At 52.0% G+C, this 21,500-nt stretch carries 20 protein-coding genes; 14 read left to right on the forward strand and 6 right to left on the reverse strand.

Features of this window, described 5'->3' with window-relative positions; translation table 11 throughout:
• The first annotated feature begins 3 nt into the window (after window positions 1-3).
• Genes cyoB through cyoD form a run of 3 tightly spaced genes read left to right on the forward strand, consistent with a single transcriptional unit; the run spans window position 4 to window position 3,043 of the window.
• A complete protein-coding gene (gene cyoB / locus ACT53D_RS11935) occupies window positions 4-2,040 on the forward strand; it encodes a cytochrome o ubiquinol oxidase subunit I (protein ID WP_476156388.1) in 2,037 nt (678 codons plus the stop codon).
• Window positions 2,037-2,648 carry a cytochrome o ubiquinol oxidase subunit III gene (cyoC, locus tag ACT53D_RS11940; RefSeq protein WP_476145314.1) on the forward strand — a complete coding sequence of 204 codons (612 nt, stop codon included), beginning with the start codon at window positions 2,037-2,039 and terminating at the stop codon, window positions 2,646-2,648. Before cyoB ends, cyoC begins: the two co-directional genes overlap by 4 nt.
• Complete coding sequence (gene cyoD / locus ACT53D_RS11945) at window positions 2,648-3,043, forward strand: cytochrome o ubiquinol oxidase subunit IV (RefSeq protein ID WP_476156390.1); 396 nt, start codon at window positions 2,648-2,650, stop codon at window positions 3,041-3,043. The genes cyoC and cyoD overlap by 1 nt, the downstream gene beginning before the upstream one ends.
• A 32-nt stretch (window positions 3,044-3,075) precedes the next feature.
• Here the strand turns inward: cyoD and ACT53D_RS11950 are convergent, their stop codons facing one another.
• Entirely contained in the window at window positions 3,076-4,707 is a 1,632-nt protein-coding gene (locus tag ACT53D_RS11950) for an NAD(P)/FAD-dependent oxidoreductase (RefSeq protein WP_476156392.1), read from the reverse strand.
• 184 nt (window positions 4,708-4,891) lie between these two features.
• Between ACT53D_RS11950 and ACT53D_RS11955 the strand changes: the two genes are divergently transcribed.
• On the forward strand, window positions 4,892-5,986 hold the full coding sequence (locus ACT53D_RS11955) for a diguanylate cyclase domain-containing protein (RefSeq protein WP_476156394.1): 1,095 nt from the start codon (window positions 4,892-4,894) through the stop codon (window positions 5,984-5,986).
• Window positions 5,987-6,022: 36 nt separating this feature from the next.
• On the opposite strand, the gene ACT53D_RS11960 is transcribed toward ACT53D_RS11955, so the two are convergent.
• Both ACT53D_RS11960 and ACT53D_RS11965 read right to left on the reverse strand, forming a co-directional pair.
• Window positions 6,023-6,628: an HdaA/DnaA family protein gene (locus ACT53D_RS11960; RefSeq protein ID WP_476145310.1), complete on the reverse strand. Its 606-nt coding sequence runs from the start codon at window positions 6,626-6,628 to the stop codon at window positions 6,023-6,025.
• Between the two features lie 20 nt (window positions 6,629-6,648).
• Window positions 6,649-7,779, reverse strand: a complete 1,131-nt coding sequence (locus tag ACT53D_RS11965; RefSeq protein WP_379073381.1) for an AI-2E family transporter — start codon at window positions 7,777-7,779, stop codon at window positions 6,649-6,651.
• A 173-nt stretch (window positions 7,780-7,952) separates the two neighbouring features.
• Here ACT53D_RS11965 and purM point away from each other — a divergent pair, with 173 nt between their 5' ends.
• From purM to ACT53D_RS12000, 7 genes are all read left to right on the forward strand, one after another.
• Complete coding sequence (purM, locus tag ACT53D_RS11970) at window positions 7,953-8,999, forward strand: phosphoribosylformylglycinamidine cyclo-ligase (protein ID WP_445241978.1); 1,047 nt, start codon at window positions 7,953-7,955, stop codon at window positions 8,997-8,999.
• Window positions 8,999-9,700: a DUF3108 domain-containing protein gene (locus tag ACT53D_RS11975; RefSeq protein WP_476156396.1), complete on the forward strand. Its 702-nt coding sequence runs from the start codon at window positions 8,999-9,001 to the stop codon at window positions 9,698-9,700. Before purM ends, ACT53D_RS11975 begins: the two co-directional genes overlap by 1 nt.
• A 25-nt stretch (window positions 9,701-9,725) precedes the next feature.
• Window positions 9,726-10,820 carry a DUF3108 domain-containing protein gene (locus ACT53D_RS11980; protein WP_476156398.1) on the forward strand — a complete coding sequence of 365 codons (1,095 nt, stop codon included), beginning with the start codon at window positions 9,726-9,728 and terminating at the stop codon, window positions 10,818-10,820.
• 39 nt (window positions 10,821-10,859) lie between these two features.
• Window positions 10,860-12,137, forward strand: coding sequence for an RsmB/NOP family class I SAM-dependent RNA methyltransferase (locus ACT53D_RS11985; protein WP_476156400.1), 1,278 nt, complete (start codon window positions 10,860-10,862; stop codon window positions 12,135-12,137).
• Window positions 12,138-12,315: 178 nt separating this feature from the next.
• Window positions 12,316-13,542: a dicarboxylate/amino acid:cation symporter gene (locus ACT53D_RS11990; protein ID WP_476156402.1), complete on the forward strand. Its 1,227-nt coding sequence runs from the start codon at window positions 12,316-12,318 to the stop codon at window positions 13,540-13,542.
• A 4-nt stretch (window positions 13,543-13,546) separates the two neighbouring features.
• Window positions 13,547-14,083, forward strand: a complete 537-nt coding sequence (locus ACT53D_RS11995; protein ID WP_476156404.1) for a GNAT family N-acetyltransferase — start codon at window positions 13,547-13,549, stop codon at window positions 14,081-14,083.
• 266 nt (window positions 14,084-14,349) lie between these two features.
• Window positions 14,350-15,276, forward strand: a complete 927-nt coding sequence (locus ACT53D_RS12000) for a DMT family transporter (RefSeq protein WP_476156406.1) — start codon at window positions 14,350-14,352, stop codon at window positions 15,274-15,276.
• Here the strand turns inward: ACT53D_RS12000 and ampD are convergent.
• Window positions 15,273-15,830, reverse strand: coding sequence for a 1,6-anhydro-N-acetylmuramyl-L-alanine amidase AmpD (gene ampD, locus ACT53D_RS12005; protein WP_476156408.1), 558 nt, complete (start codon window positions 15,828-15,830; stop codon window positions 15,273-15,275). The two genes, ACT53D_RS12000 and ampD, sit on opposite strands and share 4 nt — an antisense overlap.
• A gap of 126 nt (window positions 15,831-15,956) precedes the next feature.
• Here ampD and ACT53D_RS12010 point away from each other — a divergent pair, with 126 nt between their 5' ends.
• The gene (locus tag ACT53D_RS12010; RefSeq protein WP_379073389.1) at window positions 15,957-16,967 is read left to right on the forward strand and encodes a sodium:calcium antiporter; all 1,011 of its coding nucleotides are present in this window, start codon (window positions 15,957-15,959) and stop codon (window positions 16,965-16,967) included.
• A gap of 45 nt (window positions 16,968-17,012) precedes the next feature.
• Here the strand turns inward: ACT53D_RS12010 and ACT53D_RS12015 are convergent, their stop codons facing one another.
• Window positions 17,013-18,503 carry a sigma-54-dependent transcriptional regulator gene (locus ACT53D_RS12015; protein ID WP_476156410.1) on the reverse strand — a complete coding sequence of 497 codons (1,491 nt, stop codon included), beginning with the start codon at window positions 18,501-18,503 and terminating at the stop codon, window positions 17,013-17,015.
• Window positions 18,504-20,096, reverse strand: a complete 1,593-nt coding sequence (locus ACT53D_RS12020) for a two-component system sensor histidine kinase NtrB (RefSeq protein WP_476145299.1) — start codon at window positions 20,094-20,096, stop codon at window positions 18,504-18,506. It abuts the gene before it with no gap.
• 318 nt (window positions 20,097-20,414) lie between these two features.
• Between ACT53D_RS12020 and ACT53D_RS12025 the strand changes: the two genes are divergently transcribed.
• Together ACT53D_RS12025 and ACT53D_RS12030 are read left to right on the forward strand one after the other, a co-directional pair.
• Complete coding sequence (locus ACT53D_RS12025) at window positions 20,415-20,990, forward strand: RNA polymerase sigma factor (RefSeq protein ID WP_476156412.1); 576 nt, start codon at window positions 20,415-20,417, stop codon at window positions 20,988-20,990.
• Between the two features lie 3 nt (window positions 20,991-20,993).
• Window positions 20,994-21,365, forward strand: coding sequence for a DUF3619 family protein (locus tag ACT53D_RS12030; RefSeq protein WP_194749808.1), 372 nt, complete (start codon window positions 20,994-20,996; stop codon window positions 21,363-21,365).
• Window positions 21,366-21,500 lie beyond the last annotated feature (135 nt).

Genomic DNA, 21,500 nt, shown 5'->3' on the forward strand with positions numbered 1-21,500 from the left:
ACCTTGGAAACAGAGCTGTTTGGAAAGCTGACGCTTTCTGCAATTCCCTATGATAATCCTATCGTTATGGGGGCGGTGGGTGTCTCCGCATTGATCGGTCTGCTTATTCTGGCTTGGATCACCGTCCAGGGTAAGTGGGCTTATTTGTGGCATGAGTGGTTCACCAGTGTCGATCACAAACGTATCGGTATCATGTACATTGTGCTCGCAGGGGTCATGTTGCTGCGAGGTTTTGCCGACGCCATCATGATGCGCATACAGCAAGCCATGGCCGTCGGATCCTCCTACGGATATTTGCCGCCCGAGCATTATGATCAGATTTTCAGTGCGCACGGCACCATCATGATTATTTTTGTCGCAATGCCATTTTTTATTGGCTTGATGAATGTGGTTGTGCCACAACAGATTGGTGCACGGGATGTCGCGTTTCCTTTCCTTAACTCGGTGAGTTTCTGGTTGACCGCAGTCAGCGCCATGCTGATCATGCTGTCTTTGGCGGTTGGTGAGTTTTCCAAGGCGGGTTGGACCGGATATCCGCCATTGTCCGAGATGGACTACAGCCCGGGTGTTGGGGTGGATTACTGGATTTGGAGTATTCAGATCGGTGGTATTGGCACCATGGTCACAGGGATTAATTTCTTTGTCACGATCATGAAAATGCGTGCGCCAGGCATGACGCTCATGCGGATGCCAGTATTTAGCTGGACGATATTGGTGACTAATGTGCTGATTATGTTATCTTTTCCAGTACTGACTGTCACTTTGGCACTGTTGAGCCTGGATCGCTATCTGGATATGCATTTTTTTACCAACAGTTTGGGCGGCAATATGATGATGTACCCGAATCTGTTCTGGATATGGGGCCATCCTGAGGTCTATATTGTGATCTTGCCGGCATTTGGCATGTTCTCTGAAGTGGTCTCTGCCTACTCGCAAAAGCGCCTGTTCGGATATAAATCCATGGTCTACGCGACCGCGGCGATTGGCGTCCTGTCATTCTCTGTATGGTTGCACCATTTCTTTACCATGGGTGAGGGCGGTGATGTCAACGCAGTATTTGGGATTGCCACCATGATTATTGCGGTCCCCACAGGTGTGAAGATTTTTAATTGGCTGTTCACCATGTACCGCGGGCGCGTGCAAATCACCTCCCCCATGTTGTGGGCGTTGGCGTTTATTGTTTATTTCAGTATTGGTGGCATGACGGGCGTGCTGCTCGCCGTGCCTCCAGCCGACTTCGTTTTGCATAATAGCCTGTTCCTGGTGGCGCATTTCCATAACATGCTGATTCCTGGCGCTTTATTTGGCTATTTCGCTGGCTTTACTTATTGGTTTCCAAAAATGTTTGGTTACAAGCTGGATGAAGTCTGGGGTAAGCGGGCTTTCTGGGCCTGGGTACTCGGTTTCGGTTTGGCCTTTATGCCATTGTATGCTCTGGGCTTAATGGGGATGCCGCGCCGGCTGGAGCACTACATTAATCCTGAGTGGCATCCATTGCTGATGGTCGCCCTTGTCGGTACGGTGTTTGTGTTTGCGGGCATCGTTATGCAAGTCATCCAGTTGGTGGTCAGCTATAAAAATCGTGCTGAGTTGCGTGATGCCAGTGGCGACCCATGGAACGGACACACCTTGGAGTGGGCCATGTCATCGCCACCGCCTTTTTATAATTTTGCTGTGGTTCCAGTGGTAGAGGATCTGGATGCGTGGACTGACATGAAAGAAAAAGGCGTCGCATATGATCGTCCACAACAGTATGAAGATATTCATATGCCAAAAAATACAGCTCTGGGCTTTGTTATGGGGATATTGGCATTTATTTTCGGCTTTGCCATGATCTGGCAGATTTGGTGGCTGGCATTGCTCGGTGCCATTGGTTTAGTGGTGAGTGTTATTGTGCGCGCTTCAGATACCGACGTAGATTACTATGTCCCGGCAGCAGAAGTGCAGCGGATTGAAGATGCGCGTTATCTTCAGCTCGCCGGGTTAAGCAGCAAGTCTTCCGATATTTCTCAAGCATTTGATGATCAGGTGAAACCATGAGCGTACAACATTCTACTCAAGTGATGCATACGCACGGTCATGCCGGGCATGACCCTGTCGGTAATACTATTTTCGGCTTCTGGCTGTATATCATGACCGATTGTGTATTGTTCGCTGCCCTGTTCGCGACTTTTGCCGTACAAAGTCAGAGTTTTGCTGGCGGTCCGAGTGGCAAGACCTTGTTTGAACTGCCTTATGTGTTTGCTGAAACCATGTTGTTGTTGGTCAGTAGCGTGACTTATGGTCTAGCAATGCTTAACATGCAAAAGAACCAAGCGCAGAAAGTGATGCTTTGGTTGGGGATGACATTTTTGCTGGGCCTGGGATTTATCGGGATGGAAATCAATGAGTTTCACCATCTGGTCATGGCTGGTCACGGGCCTTCTCGGAGTGGTTTTCTATCAGCATTTTTTACGCTGGTAGGGACCCATGGGGCACACGTCAGTTTCGGGTTGATATGGATTGTTGTGATGATGGCGCAAGTCTCTGCACGTGGGCTGAATACTCCGGTGCGATCAAGACTGGTGCGCTTAAGCTTGTTTTGGCATTTTCTGGATATCGTCTGGATTGGTGTCTTTAGCATTGTTTACCTGATGGGAGTGATTTGATGCAGACAGAAACACAGCACCATAACGGGCCGACTGAGGTGCCATACCACGGCACTTTACAGGGATATGTGACGGGTTTTGTATTAGCACTTGTGCTGACTGCCGTGCCGTTTGCGCTTGTGATGAATGGATTTTTACCACAATCAGGGTTGCTGGTGGGGGTATTGCTGGCAGCGATTGTGCAGATGGTCGTACATTTGCACTTCTTTTTGCATCTAGACCGATCTGCTAATGAGCGCTGGAACGTCATGTCACTCTTGTTCACCGTATTGATTATGGTGATTTTTGTGGCGGGTTCAGTCTGGATTATGTACAGCTTGCACCTACGGATGCACGCCCCTGTCTCGGTTCATCACGCGCATGTGCACCGCTCCATGGAGATGCCGGAAAAATGAGACCAGCACACGTGCCAAACATGTGCTGATCTTTAAGACAAGATAGATATTGAAACTGCTTCAGCTACTTTAATCCCATCTACGGCAGCTGACAGAATGCCACCTGCATAGCCTGCGCCTTCACCACAGGGAAACAAGCCTTTGGTGTTGATGCTTTGCAAGGTATCGTCATCGCGTTTGATGCGAATCGGGCTGGATGTGCGGGTTTCAACACCAGTAAGGACGCCATCCGCCAGGTCAAATCCGGTAACTTGTTTGGCAAAAGCCGGTATCGCTTCACGCATGGCGGTAATCGCGAATTCAGGCAATGCCGTATCCAGATTGGTCAAGTGTACGCCGGGTGCGTAAGACGGCGTCACTTCACCAAATTGGGTCGAGGGGCGGTTAGCTAAAAAGTCGCCTATCAGTTGGCCGGGGGCTGAGTAATTACTGCCGCCGAGCACGTAGGCCTGGCTTTCCAGTTGGCGCTGGAATTCGACTCCGGCCAGCGGATGGCCGGGATAATCCACTTCCGGCGTGATGCCAACCACAATGCCAGCATTGGCGTTACGCTCGTTGCGGCTATATTGGCTCATGCCATTGGTCACCACGCGGTTGGGTTCTGAGGTAGCGGCAACCACCGTGCCGCCCGGGCACATGCAAAAGCTATACACGCTACGGCCATTTTGCGCGTGATGCACCAGCCGGTAATCAGCTGCGCCCAGTTTTTTAAGGATATCGTCGCTATAGCTTTTGCCATAGCGTGCGCGGTCTATCAGGCTTTGTGGATGTTCAATGCGGAAGCCAATCGAGAACGGCTTGGCTTCAACATAAATGCCTCTCTCATAGACCATCTCAAACGTGTCCCGTGCGCTGTGACCGACGGCGAGCACCAGATGATTGGTCGGGATAAACTCACCGCTATGCAGAGTGACGCCCTGTACCTGCTCGTTCTCAATGGCAATATCGGTTACCCGGCTTTCAAAGCGGATCTCGCCGCCCAGGCTGATAATGGTGTTGCGCATTTCTTCAACCATGCCGACCAGACGGAACGTTCCGATGTGCGGATGGCTGACGTAAAGAATTTCTTCTGGCGCCCCGGCCTTGACGAATTCCTGCAAGACCTTGCGGCCGTAATGTTTGGGATCCTTGATCTGGCTGTAGAGCTTGCCATCTGAAAAGGTGCCGGCTCCGCCTTCACCAAACTGTACGTTGGATTCAGGGTTTAATGTGCGTTTGCGCCAGAGTCCCCAGGTGTCTTGGGTCCGTTTGCGCACTTCTTTGCCGCGTTCGAGCACAATCGGATTGAAGCCGGCTTGCGCGAGAATCAGCGCGGCAAAAATCCCGGCTGGGCCAAACCCCACCACAACAGGCCGGTGTGTCTTGGTCTGATTGGATTGTGCGACAAAGTGGTAGCTGGTATCCGGTGCCGGTTTGATGTGCGGGTCTTTTTTAAACCGTGCCAGTATTTTGGCTTCGTTTTTGACTTCGACATCCAGATTGTACACATACAATATGGCATGTGACTTGCGCGCATCCACGCCGCGCTTAAAGATCTCAAAGCGGAGCAGTTCGCTTTCGGGGATTTCAAGGCGTCTGAGCAGCGCGGCCTTGATTTGGTCATCCTGGTGTTTGAGCGTATCTGCAAGCTCAATCGGTAGTTTGATTTCTGTGATTCTGAGCATAATGGGATAGTGGTTATCTATCAAAAGGCTATTTTATTATACTTGACAAGGCTTTATCATGATTTAGTTGGAAATTTTCCCTAAAAAACATGTGAGATTGTGACGATATAAAGTTTGTATGTTTAACTACAAGCGACGAATACTTATCCCACTAATCATTGCGGCTGCATTATTATGCATCTCAATGGCGGGGTTGTTTGTTGCCATGTATCAGCTCGTTGATTACTCAGAGCAAAAAGACCTGGTAGACAGGCAGCGCTACCAGGTGGTGACCTTGGGTAAGGCGATCACCAATGCCGAAAGTGGGCAGCGTGGTTATTTGCTCACCGGCCATACCCTGTTTCTGGATGCCTTGGAGCAGGGCCAAGCAGAAGCCATGAAAGCCATCTCGCTACTGGAGCATGACCTGGATACGTCTTCGGCTGCACGCCCCTTGCTGGCTAACATCAAACAGCTGGTGCAACAAAAATTTAATGCCATGGATAAAAGTGTGCAGGTGCAGATGCATGCGGGTGAGTACGCGCCTCATCTTTCATTAAGCCGAGATCGCGGACGCGAGTTGATGAAACTTATTGATGGGCAACTGGCGCAGATTGATGAGCAGTTGCTGATCAAACGTCAGTGGTTTGAGCAAGCGATCCGCAATCGCATTCTGGCTTCAGTGACGGTAGCGATTCTATTGAGTATTGTCATTATCAGCGTCTTGGTCTTTTCTTACCGCAGTACCACCCTTTTGCTGGAACAGGTCATGGAAAATCAGGCCGTAGCTAAGCAGCTTAGCCATCAGGCGGATCACGATTTGCTCACCAGCCTGCCAAACCGCCGCAGTGTGAATGTCTATCTGGAAAGCACTTACGAAATGGCCAGGATAGGCTCCAAGCAGTTTGCTGTCTTTTTTATGGATCTGGATGGGTTCAAACGGGTGAACGATGCCTATGGACATGATGTGGGCGATGCCTTGCTAATTGAAGTGGCAAATATGTTTAAGAAAGTGCTGAGACAGTCTGACTTTCTGGCCCGTCAGGGCGGAGACGAGTTTGTATTGGTGGTGAGCAACTACTTACATCGGCTGGAATTGACGCAGCTCGCGCAGCGCTTGATCCACTTGTTTGCGCAACCCGTGGTTGTGCGCGGGATTCAATTGGAAATCGGGGTGAGTATCGGCATTGCCGAATACCCGCATCATGGCAAAAACGTGAAACAGTTGTTGCATGTGGCAGATAAAGCCATGTACGACTCCAAGAAAAATGGCAAGAATCGTTTCAGCTTTGGCGAGTAGGTCGATAGCTGAGTGTGGTGCCCGTCTTGTGTTTGATTACCGCGTTGTCTGCAACTGACGCATTTTTTTGAGCATGGCGACGGTGACGGGCTTTTTGGTGGTCAACGACCATTTATCCAGCGCGTCCAGCACGGCCATCAGTGTTGGCAAGTCCCGGCGCAAATAGCGCAAGCAGTAAGCAATCACCTCTTCGGGTAATTTCATGCCACGCTCATGCGCATGTGCACGCAAGGCCTCCGCTTTTTCACTGTCACTCAGCGGATGTAGTTGATAAACCAAGCCCCAGGCCAGCCTGGTCGCGAGGTCATCACGCAAGCCCATCTGGGTGGGCGCATGGCTGCCAGCGGTCACCAGCATGCCGCCTTCCGCCTTGATCTGGTTAAAAGTATCAAACAAAATGATTTGTGACTCTTCATCCAGCAGATGCACATCATCGGCAATATGCGCTCCCAGGGCTTGTGCGGCCAGCAATAAATGGCTTTTACCACTGCCAGATTCGCCCCAGAGGTAAAGAAATCGGGTGGGGGCTTGTGCGGCCAGCACGGCATGTAAGCTGGCCAGCGCCTCTTGGTTTTGGCCCACAATAAAGTTGTCAAAACCGGGCGCGGCCGGCGGCTGAATATTCAGTAGCAGTTGTTTCACGGCAGTCTTATCGCGAGGGATCACTCATCCAGGGTTTGGATCAGATTCGGCTCGCTATTCAAATAGGTTTCGCTACGCAAATAACTTTGTTTGGTATGGCGCAAGCCTACGGCAATTGCGGCACTCACCGGCAACGCCAGCAATACGCCGGCAAACCCAAATAATTGCCCGCCCGCCATTAATGCGAGAATCACGATGACCGGGTGCAATCCAATGCGGTCGCCCACCAAAATAGGCGTAAGCAGAAAGCTTTCTACAAACTGGCCGACGCCAAATACCAGCAGGACCGGGACAACTTCTGTTAGTGAGGCAAACTGTAACAATGCGAGCAAGACTGCCATCACAAAGGCCAAGGCAAAACCCAGGTAGGGGACAAAGCTTAACAAGCCTGCAATCATGCCGATGGAGAGCGCCATATCCAGCCCCACCAGCCACAGGCCGACGCTGTAAAACACGCATAGCGACAGCATGACGGAAAGCTGGCCACGCAAGAACTCTGCGACCACGCTGTCTACGTCTTTACAGATATGCTTTACCCGCGCGATCCAGTTGCGCGGGATCAGGTTGCCGGTTTCAGCCACCATATGATCCCAGTCGCGCAGAAAATAAAACAACACCACGGGCAACAGGCAAATATTGGCAAACATGCCAATCAGGTTAAGGCCTTTTTGCCCGGCGCTGAGCAAAAAACTCCCCAGCATGCTGCCTGCGGTTTGCCAGTGCTCGCTGATCAGTTTTTGGACAACGTTGCTGTCAATATCAAGGTGGATGCCGAATTTGTCGCGTAACCAGGGCTCTACCTGCTGATGGAAGTGATCGACCACGACCGGTAAGCGTTGCGCGATTAACTGCGACTGCTGTTGCAAGAGCGGAATCAAGATCAGCAACAGACCAATCAACGCCAAAATGACGCCAGTCATCACCAGCAAGGTGGCGACGGTACGGCCAAACTGCCAGCGGCCCAGGCCGGCTTCGCTCAGTTTGTCCACCATGGGGTCCAGCATATAGGCAATCACGGCAGCGGCCAGAAAAGGCGTGAGGATGGGCTCGAGCAGGTAAAACAGGTAAATGAAAATGCCGATCACAATCCACCAGCGATGATCACTGACAAACTGGGTAGCAATGGACTTGTGATGGTCTTGGTCTGACATGGGTAGGGCGCATGCGCGAATCCGGCATAGGTCGAACTGGCAAGATGCGTTAAAATAATGATTATTTTAAAATTATACTGAATTTCGACGCGGTCTTACGCTTTGTTGCAAACATCTGCACATTGCCGGTAGTGCGTCACACAATTAATCGCATTGAAAGAAACGAGAGTATCTTGACGACTTCTTCTGATAAAACTTCCATTACCTACCGCGATGCCGGTGTAGACATTGAGGCGGGCGATGCCCTGGTCGAACAAATCAAGCCCTTTGCCAAGCGCACGCTGCGTCCTGAAGTCATGGGCGGGATAGGTGGGTTTGGGTCATTGTTTGCCATGCCAAAAAAATTCAAGGAGCCTGTGCTGGTTTCGGGCACTGACGGCGTGGGGACCAAGCTTAAATTGGCATTTCAGTTGAACAAGCATGACACTGTGGGTATAGACCTGGTGGCCATGAGTGTGAACGATATTCTGGTGCAAGGCGCCGAGCCGCTATTTTTCCTCGATTATTTTGCCTGTGGCAAACTCGAAGTCGGCACCGCTGCAGCCGTGATCAAAGGCATTGCGCAAGGGTGTGAAGAGTCTGGTTGTGCGCTGGTGGGCGGTGAAACCGCGGAAATGCCTGGCATGTATCCTGCTGGTGAATATGATTTGGCTGGCTTTGCTGTTGGCTGTGTCGATAAAGCCAATATTATTGACGGTTCTACCATTCGTGCCGGTGATGTGGTGCTGGGCCTGGCTTCCAGTGGCGCGCACTCCAATGGCTACTCCTTGATCCGCAAACTGATCGAAACATCCGGGATTGATATGGAGTCAGATTTCCATGGCCGCAAATTCAAAGATGTGGTGATGGCACCGACCAAGCTGTATGTGAAGTCTATTCTCAAATTGCTGGAAACTTTGCCAGTCAAAGGCATGGCGCATATTACGGGTGGCGGTATCACCGAAAATATCCCGCGCGTGTTGCCTGAAGGCCTGACTGCAGAAATCCAGAAAGCCAGCTGGACGTTGCCGCCCTTGTTCCAATGGTTGCAGGCACAAGGCAATATCGAACCGATTGAAATGTACCGCACGTTTAACTGCGGTATTGGCATGGCCGTGATTGTGGCGGCAGAGCACGCAGACCAGGCGCAAGCCGTGCTGGCATCAGCAGGGGAGACGGTTTACCGGATTGGTCAGATTCGCGCACAGCAAGCGGGCGAAGCCCCAACCGTGGTGGTGTAATGGCTGGCATGCAGCGTTTTTGCCGCCATCTAGCGTTCTGTCTGGCGATTGCAGGCTTGTTGGCCGCACCGTGCTTGTCTGCTGCGCCCAAGCAACTGACCGTCACCTATGATTTGTTGCAGCAAGGCGTCAGTATTGGCACCATCAAAGATCAGCTCAATGTCTCCGCAGGGCGTTACGAGATCAACTCCCTGGCGGAAGGTAAAGGCATTTACAAGCTGATGGGTGAGCGCACACTCTCCAGTCAAGGCCAGGTTATCTCAAATACTTTGCGTCCGGCACATTTTGAGTCACGCCAATCCAAACATCCGAATAAAGCCTTGATCAGTGAGTTTGACTGGGCGAAAAAAATCCTCAATATGCAAATCAAAGACGAGCAGGAAACCGTGCCGTTGACCAAAAACGTACAGGATTTGCTAAGTGTGATGTATTGCTGGATGTGGCAGCCCCCTAAAGGTAAACAAATCAGCCTGGACGTGGCAAATGGTAAAAAACTCTCGCCCCACGCCTTTGTGATCACCGAAGAAAAAACACCGCTTGTCACCGAGGCAGGGACGTTTAATGTGATCAAACTGGCGGATACCGAGGGTGAGAAAACGTTATACCTGGCCAAAGAAAAAGGCTATCTGCCAGTCAAGCTGATTGTGCAAGATGATGGCAAACAGATGGAGCAGGTGATCACCAGCATCACCGGCCAGTGATGCCGTCAATGCTGGGAACTTAAACATGCCAGCGTCAGGGTTACGAGAAAAGATCACGCAGCATTTTTCGTGGCCGTTGTTACTCGCTTTCTGTGTTTCTTTGTTGTTGCATGTGCTGGTGTTGAGTGAGGTCAATTGGCGGAGCTGGTTACCGGCAGAAGCGGAACAGCCAGCGCGATTGCAAGCACGTCTTGTGTTGCCAACCAAGTCCGCGCCAGTCGCTTCCAAGGTTGAGGCGCCAGCCTCTCGCTCTGCGCCTGCGGCGAAAAAGCGTTCTTCCGCGCAGCCACTTTCAGAACCGGCGACTGATCAGGTTGATCGTGTCGCGCCGGATGCTTCAAGCGGGTCATCCTCAGCAGATGTGAGTCAGCCAGCTCAGGATGCGCCTGCTGTGCCTGAGGCTGAGGCGGTGGCAGAACAAATTGCCGAGTGGCATGCCAGTGATCATCCAGAGGCAACGGACGATGAGCGGCCTGCCCCGCCATATCGCCATGTGCTGACCGAGTATGCGGTGTATGTGAATGACGAGTCGCGCCCGGCCGGCAGTGCCAGCATTGAATATGTGCGCGAGACTGCAGAAAGTTATTCCTTACGCTGGCTGGTTGAGGGCAAGGGGCTGCTAAAATTGTTGTACCCCTCGCTTGAACAGCAAAGTCGCGGTGAAGTGGGGCCCGCTGGGCTCAGGCCTAGCTATTACCGTTATGCGTTTGGTAGCCGTGAAAGCAAAACCTATGAGGCGACCTTTAACTGGGCGATCGGTGAATTGACCCTCAAAACCAGCAAGGGTGAGCAAAAGCGCGAGTTGCCCGCCAATACGCAAGACATCCTGAGTTTTATGTATCAGTTTATGTTTGTACCGCCGCTGCAAGAAATGCGCGTGACATTAACCAATGGCCGTCGGCTGGGCGAATATGAGTATGTGTTTGAAGGCGAGGAGACGTTAGAGATTGCCGAGCAGTCTGTGTCTACCCTGCATATTGCGCACACCCGTGGAGACACAGATGAAAAAGTGGAATTATGGCTGGCCAGCGGCTATCGCTATGTGCCGGTTAAAATCAAAAAGCTCGAGAAAAACGGCATGGTGATTGAGCAAGTGGCCACGCGCTTGATTGCCGAATAACGCAACTATTGCAACTATCGTAAGTATTGAAAGAACCTGATGAACCAATCCCTGATGCGCCAGACGGCGATGCTGTTAAACGACCTGCTGAAATTTGAAAGTCCGGCCGATGCCAAGCTCGGCGAATTTTTCCGTCAGCATCGCGAGCTGGGCACCAAAGATCGCGCTTGGGTGGCTGAAACCGCCTACGGCGTCTTGCGCCGCTATCGTTATTTGCGTGAAGTGAGTGTCGGCGAGCCAGATGAACAAGAAGACACACGCAAGCTCATTATCGCCCTGCTGCTTAAAATAGAGGGCAAAAGCATCCGTGACTTGGATGAGATGCTCGACGAGCGTCAAAAAGAATGGGCCGTCACCATCAAAGCCAAAAACAGTGAAGGCTTTGCGCCAGCAGTGCTGGCCGATGTGCGCGACTGGTTCTGGCAAAAGCTGGTTGAACAATATGGCGAGACAGAAGCCATGACCATCTGCCGCAGCATGTTTGAGCAAGCCAGTCTGGATTTGCGTGTCAACACCATCAAGGCCAGCCGCGAAGAAGTGCTGGCCCGTATGTTGGCGGAAAACACGGTTAAAGATAATGTGATCACGCCTACGCCATACTCCCCCGTCGGCATCCGCATGGGTTCGCGCCTCAATATCGGCAAACACATCCTGTTTACCGAAGGCAAAATCGAGGTGCAAGATGAAGGTAGCCAGTTGCTGAGCTATCTGGTTGCCCCCAAACGCGGCCAGATGGTGGCAGATTTATGCGCAGGGGCAGGCGGAAAAACCCTGGCTCTTGGCGCACTCATGAAAAACACCGGTCGCCTCTATGCCTTTGATGTCTCGGAAAAACGCTTGAATAATCTCGGCCAGCGCCTCAAACGCAGCGGCTTATCCAACCTGCAAGCACAACTGATTAACAACGAAAACGACCTCAAACTCAAACGCCTCAACGGCAAGTTTGACCGCGTGCTGGTTGATGCGCCTTGTAGCGGTCTAGGCACCTTGCGCCGCAACCCGGATTTAAAATGGCGGCAGGCTGAAGAAGATGTGGCTGAGCTCAATGTGAAGCAAACCAATATCCTCGCCCGCGCCGCCAAGCTATGCAAAGCCGGTGGCCGCGTTGTGTATGCGACCTGTAGCTTGTTACGTGAAGAAAATGAGGCCATCGCCGAAGCCTTTCTTGCTGCACACCCTGACTTCAAACTCATCCCTGCCAATGAAGTTTTAGCCCAGCAAAATATTGCGATGGATACAGGTGACTATCTGAAATTATTGCCTCATCTGCATGGCACGGATGGGTTTTTTGCGGCGGTGTTTGAAAAGTCTGCTTAATTGGCTAAGGCGTACCTACTGGCGGTACGCCAAGTGGTCTGCTAAGTTTAGGCCTTGCAATAAGGCTGTCTTAAGAGCTGGTTATGCATTAAGCCTATTCCCCTTTCAATGCTGTGATTACTCACCCGAGTTGCAGTATGATGTTTCCAAGCCATTGTTCCCTTAAAATGCCAAAAAAATGAAATTCCCCAGCCTCAACGTTCAAATATTCATTGCTGCCATTGGGGGTGTCTTTTTTGGCTGGTTGGCGCATACCGGTGAACATGGGGTGGCGCTTTATGCGGCGAACTTAGTGGGCACTTTGTTCATTGATTTGTTGAAAATGGTGATGATCCCATTGGTGTTTTGCGCGATTGTGACTGGCATCGCTAATCTGCGCCAGCATCGCCAGATCGATGTGGTGTGGAAAACGACCTTGCTGTTTTTTGCTACCACGACCATCATCGCGGTGGTGATTGGGTTGACTGCGAGTCATCTTTTTAAACCGGGGGCAGGGCTGCATCTTGAAATGTTTTCGCATGCCATGCAGCAGTTTGAATCCAGGCAGATGAGCCTGCCCGAGTTTTTCACACAGTTTTTGCACGGCATATTCATGAATCCCTTCAAGGCGCTGGCCGAGGGTAATATTCTGGCGATTGTTGCTTATGCCATGTGTTTGGGCATTGCGCTGGTGATGGCGTCCGAGCGCTATCCGCAATGGCTGGCGTTGTTTGAAGAGGGCATGGGTCTAAGCATGCAGATGATTGGTTGGATCATGCGGCTGGCACCATGGGGGATTGCTGCACTGTTATTCAAGCTGGTCGCAACGCAGGATATGAGCCTGTTTACCTCTTTGACCAAGTTTATGCTGGTGGTGACCGGGACGACCTTGTTTCATGGCGTGATTATTTTACCGGTCTTGTTGTTTCTGTTTACAGGCAAACATCCCGTGTGGTTTTTGCGGCAAGCCAGGGAGGCATTGGTGACGGCATTTGCCACCAGTTCTAGCAATGCGACCATGCCGGTGACGATGCGGTGTGCGACGCAAAACATGCATGTGAAGCCTGAGATTGCCGGGTTTGTGGTGCCGCTAGGGGCAACCATGAATATGGACGGCACAGCCCTGTATGAGGCGGCGGCGGCCTTGTTTGTGGCACAACTGGCCGGGATTGATTTGTCGCTGGGGCAGCAGTTGGTGGTGTGTTTAACCACCATGATCGCGGCCATGGGGGCCCCCGGGATTCCCAGTGCGGGCATGGTGACCATGGTGATGGTGTTGCAAAGTGTAGGATTGCCGGCTGAAGCCATTGCCATTTTGTTGCCTATAGACCGCTTGCTCGATACCGTCCGTACTGCCGTGAATGTCGAGGGCGATATGATAGGCAGTTTGGTGGTACAACATCGCATTGAAAAATTAGCACAATAAGGTCATGACTGAGTTAGTGATTAGACCTGCGCAAGCGCAGGAGGCCGACAGCATCGCGGCACTGGTGAATCGTGCATATCGCGGCGAGAGCAGCCGGGCGGGGTGGACCACGGAGGCTGATCTTCTCGATGGCAAGCGTACCACGTCAGCGGAAGTGCTGAGTTTGCTCGCACGGGATGATATTCAGATACTCACAGGCTGGCTGGCATCACAATTGACGGTGACGCTGTGTGCCGAATGGCATGCTGTACAGCAGACCGTGCATCTGGGCATGATTGCCGTAGAGCCGACTGCGCAGAACCGCGGGTATGGCAAAACAGTGATTCTGGCGGCTGAGCAATGGGCGGTGGAGCATTGGCAGGTGCGTGCCAGCCAAATGGCGGTTGTCAGTCTGCGGCAGGCGTTAATCGCGTTTTATCAGCGGCTGGGTTATCAGCCGACCGGGGAGGTCCGGCCGTTTCCTTACCAGCCAGAGATGTGGCAGGCCAAGGTCGACAACATGCAGCTGATCACTTTGCAAAAGTCGCTTGCCTTGAGTTGAAGCTATCGTGCCAATCACCCAATATCAGGCAATGATCGTCGGTGTATCGCAAGACGCTTGACCATTTTTGCCAATCCACGTAAATTGCCCAACCTTATGAACAAGCAATTTTTCTCAACTATTGTGTTGGCAATGCACCGAAAGGCATTGTGGCTGGTCGCCACAGCGTGCCGCGGTTGCTGCTTGTCGTAAATCTCATGCAACCGCGGGCTCTCCGCGGTTGATCTGTTGTTCCTCCCTCCCGGCGAGCCCTTTTTAGGGCACATATGAAAGACGCGACACACCCCTATTACGGTGCCATATTGGTACTGTTATCCTCCGTGGCCTTTTCGTCAAAAGCGATTATGGTCAAGCTGGCCTATGCCTATCATGTAGATGCAGCGACCTTGATCTCCTTGCGGATGGCGTTTGCTATTCCTTTCTTCGCTGCACTTGGCTGGTGGGCTATGCGCCAAGGCACGCCTGTGCGTATGGCGCGCCATGACTGGTGGAAGCTGGCATTGTTAGCGATGGCTGGTGGGTATGGGTCGATGTGGCTTAATTTTGAAGGCTTGCGTTATGTCTCTGCAGGGCTGGAACGAGTCATTTTATTCCTATACCCAACCTTGGTCGTTGTGATGAGTGCGATTTTTCTTAAACACCAGATTACCCGGCGTGAGTGGTTTGCCATGGTGACCAGCTATGCAGGTGTCGTGCTGGTGGTCTGGCATGATGTGGCGCTGGCGGGATTCGATTCTGCAGACACCTTGTATGGCGTTGGGCTGGTGTTACTTAGTGCGATTGTCTATGCCGGTTATTTACTGGTGAGCGGGCAACTGATTCCCAAGTTGGGGGCCAGCCGCTTTACTGCGTTGACCATGGGTCTGGCCGCGCTCGCTAGCGCTACACATTTTGCCTGCAATGGTTCATACGAAAAGGTGGTCTCATTCCCGCAGGCCGTTTACTGGTTGGCTTTGTTGATGGCGCTGGTGGCGACTGTTCTACCTTCGATGTTGATGAATCTCGGCATCCAGCAATTGGGGAGCCGCAAAGTCTCGCTGATCAGTGCGATAGGCCCGGTTTCGACCATTATGCTTGCCTACCTGTTTCTGGGCGAGCATCTCTCCTGGATACAGGGGCTGGGCACCCTGCTGGTGCTGGCAGGGGTGATGGCGGTCAGTCTGGATAGGTCCGGTGAGAAACCCGTCCGCTAGCCAGTCGTGGACAGACGTTGCCAGTCAAAAAAAGGGCCGGGGTCGGATTTACGCCCCGGTGCGATATCAGCGTGGCCGACAATATGCTGGATGGGATAGCGTTGCTGTAGCGCCTTGACCAGGGCTTGCAAGGTGACATATTGCGCATCTTCAAACGCCTCAATATCACAGCCTTCCAGTTCAATACCAACTGAAAAGTCGTTGCATCGTTCGCGGCCTTGCCATTGTGAAACGCCAGCATGCCATGCCCGCTGCGCGCAACTCACATACTGTAATAGCTCACCGGTACGGCGGATCAGAAAATGTGAAGACACTCTGAGCTGCGCAATTTCTGCGTAGTAAGGGTGTTCGTCCGCATTCAGCCGATTGGTGAATAACTGTGTAATGCCCTCGCCGCCATATTGTTGCGGTGGCAGGCTGATGTTGTGAATCACGATCATGTCGATGGCTGCATGCTCAGGCCTGTCGTCCTGATTGGGCGAGGTGATGATGCGCGCATGACTGGCAAAGCCAGCATGATCAATTTCTATCATGGGTGACAAGTAGCGTGACATATAAACATTGTAGGTGAATTTGACCGAATTGCGTTATGATTTCGCCCGCGTGCACACCTTTGGCATGCACATGCGGATCGGGCGGTGGACGCATGCAGGATTCATGACCGCCAGACAGGGACAGGTATGGTTTTTTTACAATTATTGCTGATGCTGGTGTTGATTTTAGTGGCAGCAGAGGTGTTTACCAACGCGCTGGAACATTTGGGGGAGCGCCTGGGGATTTCTGAAGGCGTGACAGGCTCAATTTTTGCGGCGGTGGGGACTGCGTTGCCAGAGACGCTGGTGCCATTGCTGGCGATTTTTTCGTATACGTCCTCCACGGGCGATAGCCATGCCGGCAATGACATCGGGGTGGGTGCCATTTTGGGCGCGCCCTTGATGCTGGCAACCTTATCTATCAGTTTGATGGCTTTTTCAGTCTTAAAGCGTCGTGGCGCACACGGTCATATCCGTCCCGAGCGTACCGGCCTGATCCGTGATCTGAATTTCTTTATTCTGGCATTTGTCTTTGCCACAGTAGCCATGTTTATTCCGCACACCGTCCCCATGGTGCGCTACGCGATCAGTATCCTCATGATTTTGATCTACTTTGTGTATGTGCTAATGACCATCAAGGCGTCTAAAGGCCTGGTGGAGGAGGGGCACGCGACGGAGGCCGAGGATGTCATGATGTTATCCCGGTTGGGCTTGCCCACCAACATGGTCACCATTCTGCTGCAATTGTTGCTTGGCTTGGGCTTGCTTATCGTCGGTGCCAAAGGCTTTATCAACGAGGTGGAAACTGCGGCCGCCATTTTGGGCGTGTCAGCCTTGTTGCTGTCTTTGCTGATTATCCCGATTGCTACTGAATTGCCCGAAAAGGTGAACAGCATTTTGTGGATACGCAAAGGCAAAGACACGCTGGCGTTTGGCAATATTACGGGTGCCATGGTGTTTCAAGGCACTTTGTTGCCGGCAATCGGCATTATGTTGACTGACTGGTCTCCGCGACAAGAGGTCGCGCTCGGCATCCTGATCACCTTGCTGGCGGCCATCTGGGTGCGGTACCGCATTGCCAAAGGTGGTTTGCTGGTATGGCACCTGCTTGTCAACGGCCTGTTCTACCTGGCCTATCTGGCGATTGTATTAAGCTAACCCTGACTGGATGAAAAAAGGCGACCTTCTGGTCGTCTTTTTGTTTTACTCTTCGTCGCCGTCTGCGTCGTCCAGGTCCGCGTCTTGCTCTTTCGATAATCCTAGCTTGGATAAACGGTAGCGCAAAGTGCGGAAACTGATGCCCAGTAACTTGGCCGCCGCAGTTTTATTATTGTTAGTTTTCTCCAGGGCTTGCAGAATCGTGCGCTTTTCAATGTCTTCCAGATAATCAGACAAGCTCACATCCATCGGCAACATGGTTCCAGGGGCCGTCGCGGGTGCGGTGCTGGCTGGCGGGACCACGTCAGCCGCTTTCGCCACGGGTTCGTTGGCACGCTCCAATACAGGGGCCTTCCAGGGCAACACCGGGCGATCACTCAGTTGCGCCGGCATGTCCTCCAGCGACAAGTCCTCTACCGTAATGGTCTGGCCATCGCATAGCGCCAGTGCGCGTTCCAGCATGTTTTCGAGTTCACGGACATTGCCATGAAAGGGCAGTTGCTGAATAAATACTTTGGCATCATCGGCAATCACCGGGATGTCTATGCCTTGTGTCTGGCACAACTTGGTCAGCAAACGTTCTGTCAGCTCCGGAATGTCTTCGGGGCGTTCACGCAAGGCCGGCATTTTGAGCTGAATCACATTGAGCCGGTAATACAAATCCTGCCGGAATTCGCCTTTTTCCATCATGGCATTGAGGTTTTTGTGCGTGGCAGAAATGATGCGTACATCCACCGCTTCTTCAATGGTGCTCCCCACCACGCGGACTTTTTTCTCCTGAATCGCGCGCAGCAGTTTCACCTGCATGGCCAGCGGTAGGTCGGCTACTTCATCCAGAAACAATGTGCCCCCACTGGCGGCCTGAAACAGGCCTTGCGTATCCTGAACGGCGCCGGTAAAAGCCCCTTTTTTATAGCCAAAGAATTCGCTTTCCATCAGGTTCTCGGGGATGGCGCCACAGTTAACTGCTACAAAAGACTGGTCCTTGCGGGCGCTGTTCTGGTGGATCAGGCGTGCGGCCAGCTCCTTACCACTGCCTGATTCCCCGCTGATGTAAACAGGGGCCTGGCTGCGTGCCAGCTTGGCAATCATGGTCCTGACATAGCCCATGGCCGGAGACGCCCCAATCAAATCGACGGTGTTGGCTCCTTGAGATTCTTTTTGCGAGGAAAGCTTGAGCGCAGACTCGACCAATGGCCGCAACTGTTTGAGTGAAATCGGTTTGGTGATGTAGTCGTAGGCCCCGGCCTTGAGCGCAGAAACCGCATTTTCTGCACTGCCATAAGCCGTAATTACCGCGACGGGCAGCCCCGGAAATTGTGCATTGATGTGCTGTACCAGTTCCAGGCCCAAGCCATCCGGCAGGCGCATATCGGTTAGGCACAAGTCATAGCTGAAAGACTGCAGCATATGTTTTGCATCGGTGACGGTACTGGCGCTCTCGGCCTGTATGCCCATACGTTCCAGTGTCAGGACGACCAGTTCGCGAATATCGGTTTCGTCATCAACTACCAGACAACGATAAGTGTTTGCCATTTAAACAATTGCCTTTTTAACTGTCAGTGAAAATTGGGTGCCACCGGCCCCCGTGGTATAACTTAATTTTGCGCCATTGGCCTCAGCCAGCTCTCTTGCGATAAACAAGCCCAGCCCTGTCCCGGTTTTCTCCGTGGTCATGAACGGTTCGAACAAGTGGGGTTGAATTTTCGGGTCCACGCCTTGGCCATCGTCTTTGACCAGCAGATGAATAAACTGTCCGCTTTTATCGCTCAAGACGCTCAGTTGCAGGCTTTGTGCCTGTTGCTGACTGTGCCGCCATCCATTTTTACACAGATTCCATAAAATCTGGTTGATGTGTCGACGATCAAAAATAATGCCGGTCTCTGCTGCAGGCAAACTGAGTGTGAAATCACTCAGGGCAATCTTTTCTACCGCACAAAACTGTTGATAAAACTCCAGCACAAAGCTGTTGATATTTAATTTTTCCTGATTGGTGCGGTCGCGCCGGTTCAACTCCAGCACATCCTTGATAATCTGGTCCAGCCGCTGCACGTTGTCAGAAATAATTTGCAGCATGCGCTGCGTGCCAGGCTGCTGCGAGTCTTCTTGCATGAGTTGCGTCGCATGGCTAATCGCACTGAGCGGATTGCGGATTTCGTGCGCGATATTCGCTGTCAGCCTGCCCAGTGCTGCCAGTTTTACCTGGTGGGCCTGGGTTTGTATTTGTGACCAGTCCTCAATAAAAATCACCACACCATTGTCTGCATTTTCTGAGATGGCGTGAAAGCGGATACCGAGGTCGCGATTGTTGATACTGAGTTTGGTGGCATCTGGCGAGGCCAGTTTGGCCGAGGACGTCGTACGCAATAATTGCATGATTGCCGGAATCAGTTGCTCCACCGGGGTGGAGAGTTCCAGCGCTGCCAGCATTTGTGATTCTTCCAACCCCAGCAGCTTGCAGGCTTGCAGGTTGTAGTGTTTGAGCTGCTGGTGCTGGTCTATCACCAGCACCCCGTTAGGCATTTCTTGCGTGATCAGGGCGTTAGTTTTGGCTAAATGTTCAATATCGCGCCCACGCTGGCTGGCCAGCTTTTCACTGCTTTGCATGCGTGCAGTCAGCGTTTGTGCCAGCCAGGCCGTGGCAAAGCAACTCAATGACAACAGCACTGCATTGCTGTAATCGTTCATGGGCACGTTGCGGTTTAACAGCTGAAAAGTGTTCTCGAGCAGAATGCCTATGGTGGCAATGGCCGCATAAAACATGGCAAAGCGGCCATCGCTGATCAGCCCGGCAAAGATGATATTGATGATGAGCAGCAACCCAATCGCACTCTGGTTGCCAGGTAAAAAATGCAGCATGAGCACGATAAAAACAATGTCGAGGCTGGTCTGGATCTTGACGGCTAGCCCTTGCTTGCATTGCAGGGACTCAAAGCTGACACTGACGGCAATCGCGTACAAAAAGAATAACAGCAATGCCCAAAAGGTGAGCGAGGGTTCTGCCGGGGCATTGCGAAAAAATGGCCATAGCTGGCTACCAAACAGCATGCCCGAGGCCCCCAGCCTGAAGAGCGTATACAGGCGCAAGTGCTGGATATCAGGAGTTCTTTCAATCGTGCTGATCATCATAAGGCGCACGCAGAAAAAACGGAGGTTTGCCGAGCGGCGGCTTGCACTACTTGGCAATTTACTGGACAAGGCATAAACATTATTTTTTAATTGTGAGCATAAATAGTGTGCTTTTGCTATTGAGCTTGTGGCCGTTATCACGTGGCAATTCGCAGGCTTATTCTAACAGTAATTAAATTTAAAACTGATATACTCCCTGTCAGAGGGAGATAAAACCGTGGATATTTGTTTTAGACGGATAAACACTCACAACAATGTCGCAAAAATGGCACCTTTGTCAGCATGAGAAACTGACGATCGCGGGAATGGGAATTTGTAGTGGCGAGTGCGCAAGAACTATCGGATTTTTTACGCCAGGTTGAAAAACGGGCCTTCAGGCAAACGGCGTATGCGGTGCGTGACGATCATGCCGCACTGGATATCGTGCAGGATGCCATGATGAAGCTGGCTGAAAAATATGCCAGCAAGCCGATTGAAGAGTATCCCTTGTTGTTTCAGCGCATTTTGCAAAATACCATGCGCGACTACTGGCGGCGGCAGAAAGTGCGTAACTTATGGACCAGCCTGTTTTCGTCACTCGGCTCGCAAGAGGATGAAGACTATGACCCACTTGAAACGATAGAGGTGGAAACCCAGGAAGGGGATCCTGCCGAGCAACTCGAGCGGTCACAAGTGATTCGCCTGATTGAAAAAGCCCTGGCAAAATTACCGGCACGTCAACGGGAAGCCTTCGTCCTGCGTTATTGGGAGGAATTAGACGTTGCTGAAACAGCGTCGGTGATGGGATGTTCAGAAGGAAGTGTTAAAACGCACTGCTCCAGAGCAGTCAGTGCGTTATCAACGTTAATGGAGCAGGCCGGCATTGGTCGCCGGAAACTGCCAAACAAGGAGTAAGGCATGAGGATACAACGTCACGTGGATGATGACTTGCCCACCCCTCTGCGCGAAGGGGTGCAGGCACTCAAGCAGGATGATCGGCCGCTGTCTGCCGCAGTGCAAGACCGATTGGCGAAGGCCCGTCAGGCTGCTTTGGCGCAACATGCAGCTGCGCATCAGGCCCGTTCCGGTTGGTCGGATGTGTTGTCATGGGCTTCATGGGGGCATCCCCGTGTCGCCGGGATGGCCGCGTTCTCTATCTTTTTTGCGGTGGGCTTGATGTTTATCTCTAACAGCCAGAATGATGATGCGCTGTTGCTCAGCGATGATATGCCTGTCGAGGCATTTGTCGATAACGGGTTTGCTGCCTGGCAGTATTCAGAAGATATTTGATGGCGCTTTGGGTAGGGTTGTGCGCCGGGCGATACAAAATGCTTTCATGGAATAATGAGAAATGATACGAAATCATTCTTTGTGGATAGGGTGGATATTCTGTTTCGGCACTTCGTTGCCGAGTTTTGTGGCTGC

Source organism: Methylophilus sp. DMC16, assembly GCF_056314045.1.

Coding starts and splice junctions, on each gene's coding strand:
- ACT53D_RS12000 (WP_476156406.1), top strand. CDS start 14,350: ATGAAAGACGCGACACACCCCTATTACGGTGCCATATTGGTACTGTTA.
- ACT53D_RS11980 (WP_476156398.1), top strand. CDS start 9,726: ATGCCAGCGTCAGGGTTACGAGAAAAGATCACGCAGCATTTTTCGTGG.
- cyoC (WP_476145314.1), top strand. CDS start 2,037: ATGAGCGTACAACATTCTACTCAAGTGATGCATACGCACGGTCATGCC.
- ACT53D_RS11995 (WP_476156404.1), top strand. CDS start 13,547: ATGACTGAGTTAGTGATTAGACCTGCGCAAGCGCAGGAGGCCGACAGC.
- ACT53D_RS12010 (WP_379073389.1), top strand. CDS start 15,957: ATGGTTTTTTTACAATTATTGCTGATGCTGGTGTTGATTTTAGTGGCA.
- ACT53D_RS12015 (WP_476156410.1), bottom strand. CDS start 18,503: ATGGCAAACACTTATCGTTGTCTGGTAGTTGATGACGAAACCGATATT.
- cyoD (WP_476156390.1), top strand. CDS start 2,648: ATGCAGACAGAAACACAGCACCATAACGGGCCGACTGAGGTGCCATAC.
- ampD (WP_476156408.1), bottom strand. CDS start 15,830: ATGTCACGCTACTTGTCACCCATGATAGAAATTGATCATGCTGGCTTT.
- ACT53D_RS11950 (WP_476156392.1), bottom strand. CDS start 4,707: ATGCTCAGAATCACAGAAATCAAACTACCGATTGAGCTTGCAGATACG.
- ACT53D_RS12020 (WP_476145299.1), bottom strand. CDS start 20,096: ATGATGATCAGCACGATTGAAAGAACTCCTGATATCCAGCACTTGCGC.
- ACT53D_RS11985 (WP_476156400.1), top strand. CDS start 10,860: ATGAACCAATCCCTGATGCGCCAGACGGCGATGCTGTTAAACGACCTG.
- ACT53D_RS11955 (WP_476156394.1), top strand. CDS start 4,892: ATGGCGGGGTTGTTTGTTGCCATGTATCAGCTCGTTGATTACTCAGAG.
- ACT53D_RS11965 (WP_379073381.1), bottom strand. CDS start 7,779: ATGTCAGACCAAGACCATCACAAGTCCATTGCTACCCAGTTTGTCAGT.
- ACT53D_RS12030 (WP_194749808.1), top strand. CDS start 20,994: ATGAGGATACAACGTCACGTGGATGATGACTTGCCCACCCCTCTGCGC.
- ACT53D_RS11990 (WP_476156402.1), top strand. CDS start 12,316: ATGAAATTCCCCAGCCTCAACGTTCAAATATTCATTGCTGCCATTGGG.
- ACT53D_RS11975 (WP_476156396.1), top strand. CDS start 8,999: ATGGCTGGCATGCAGCGTTTTTGCCGCCATCTAGCGTTCTGTCTGGCG.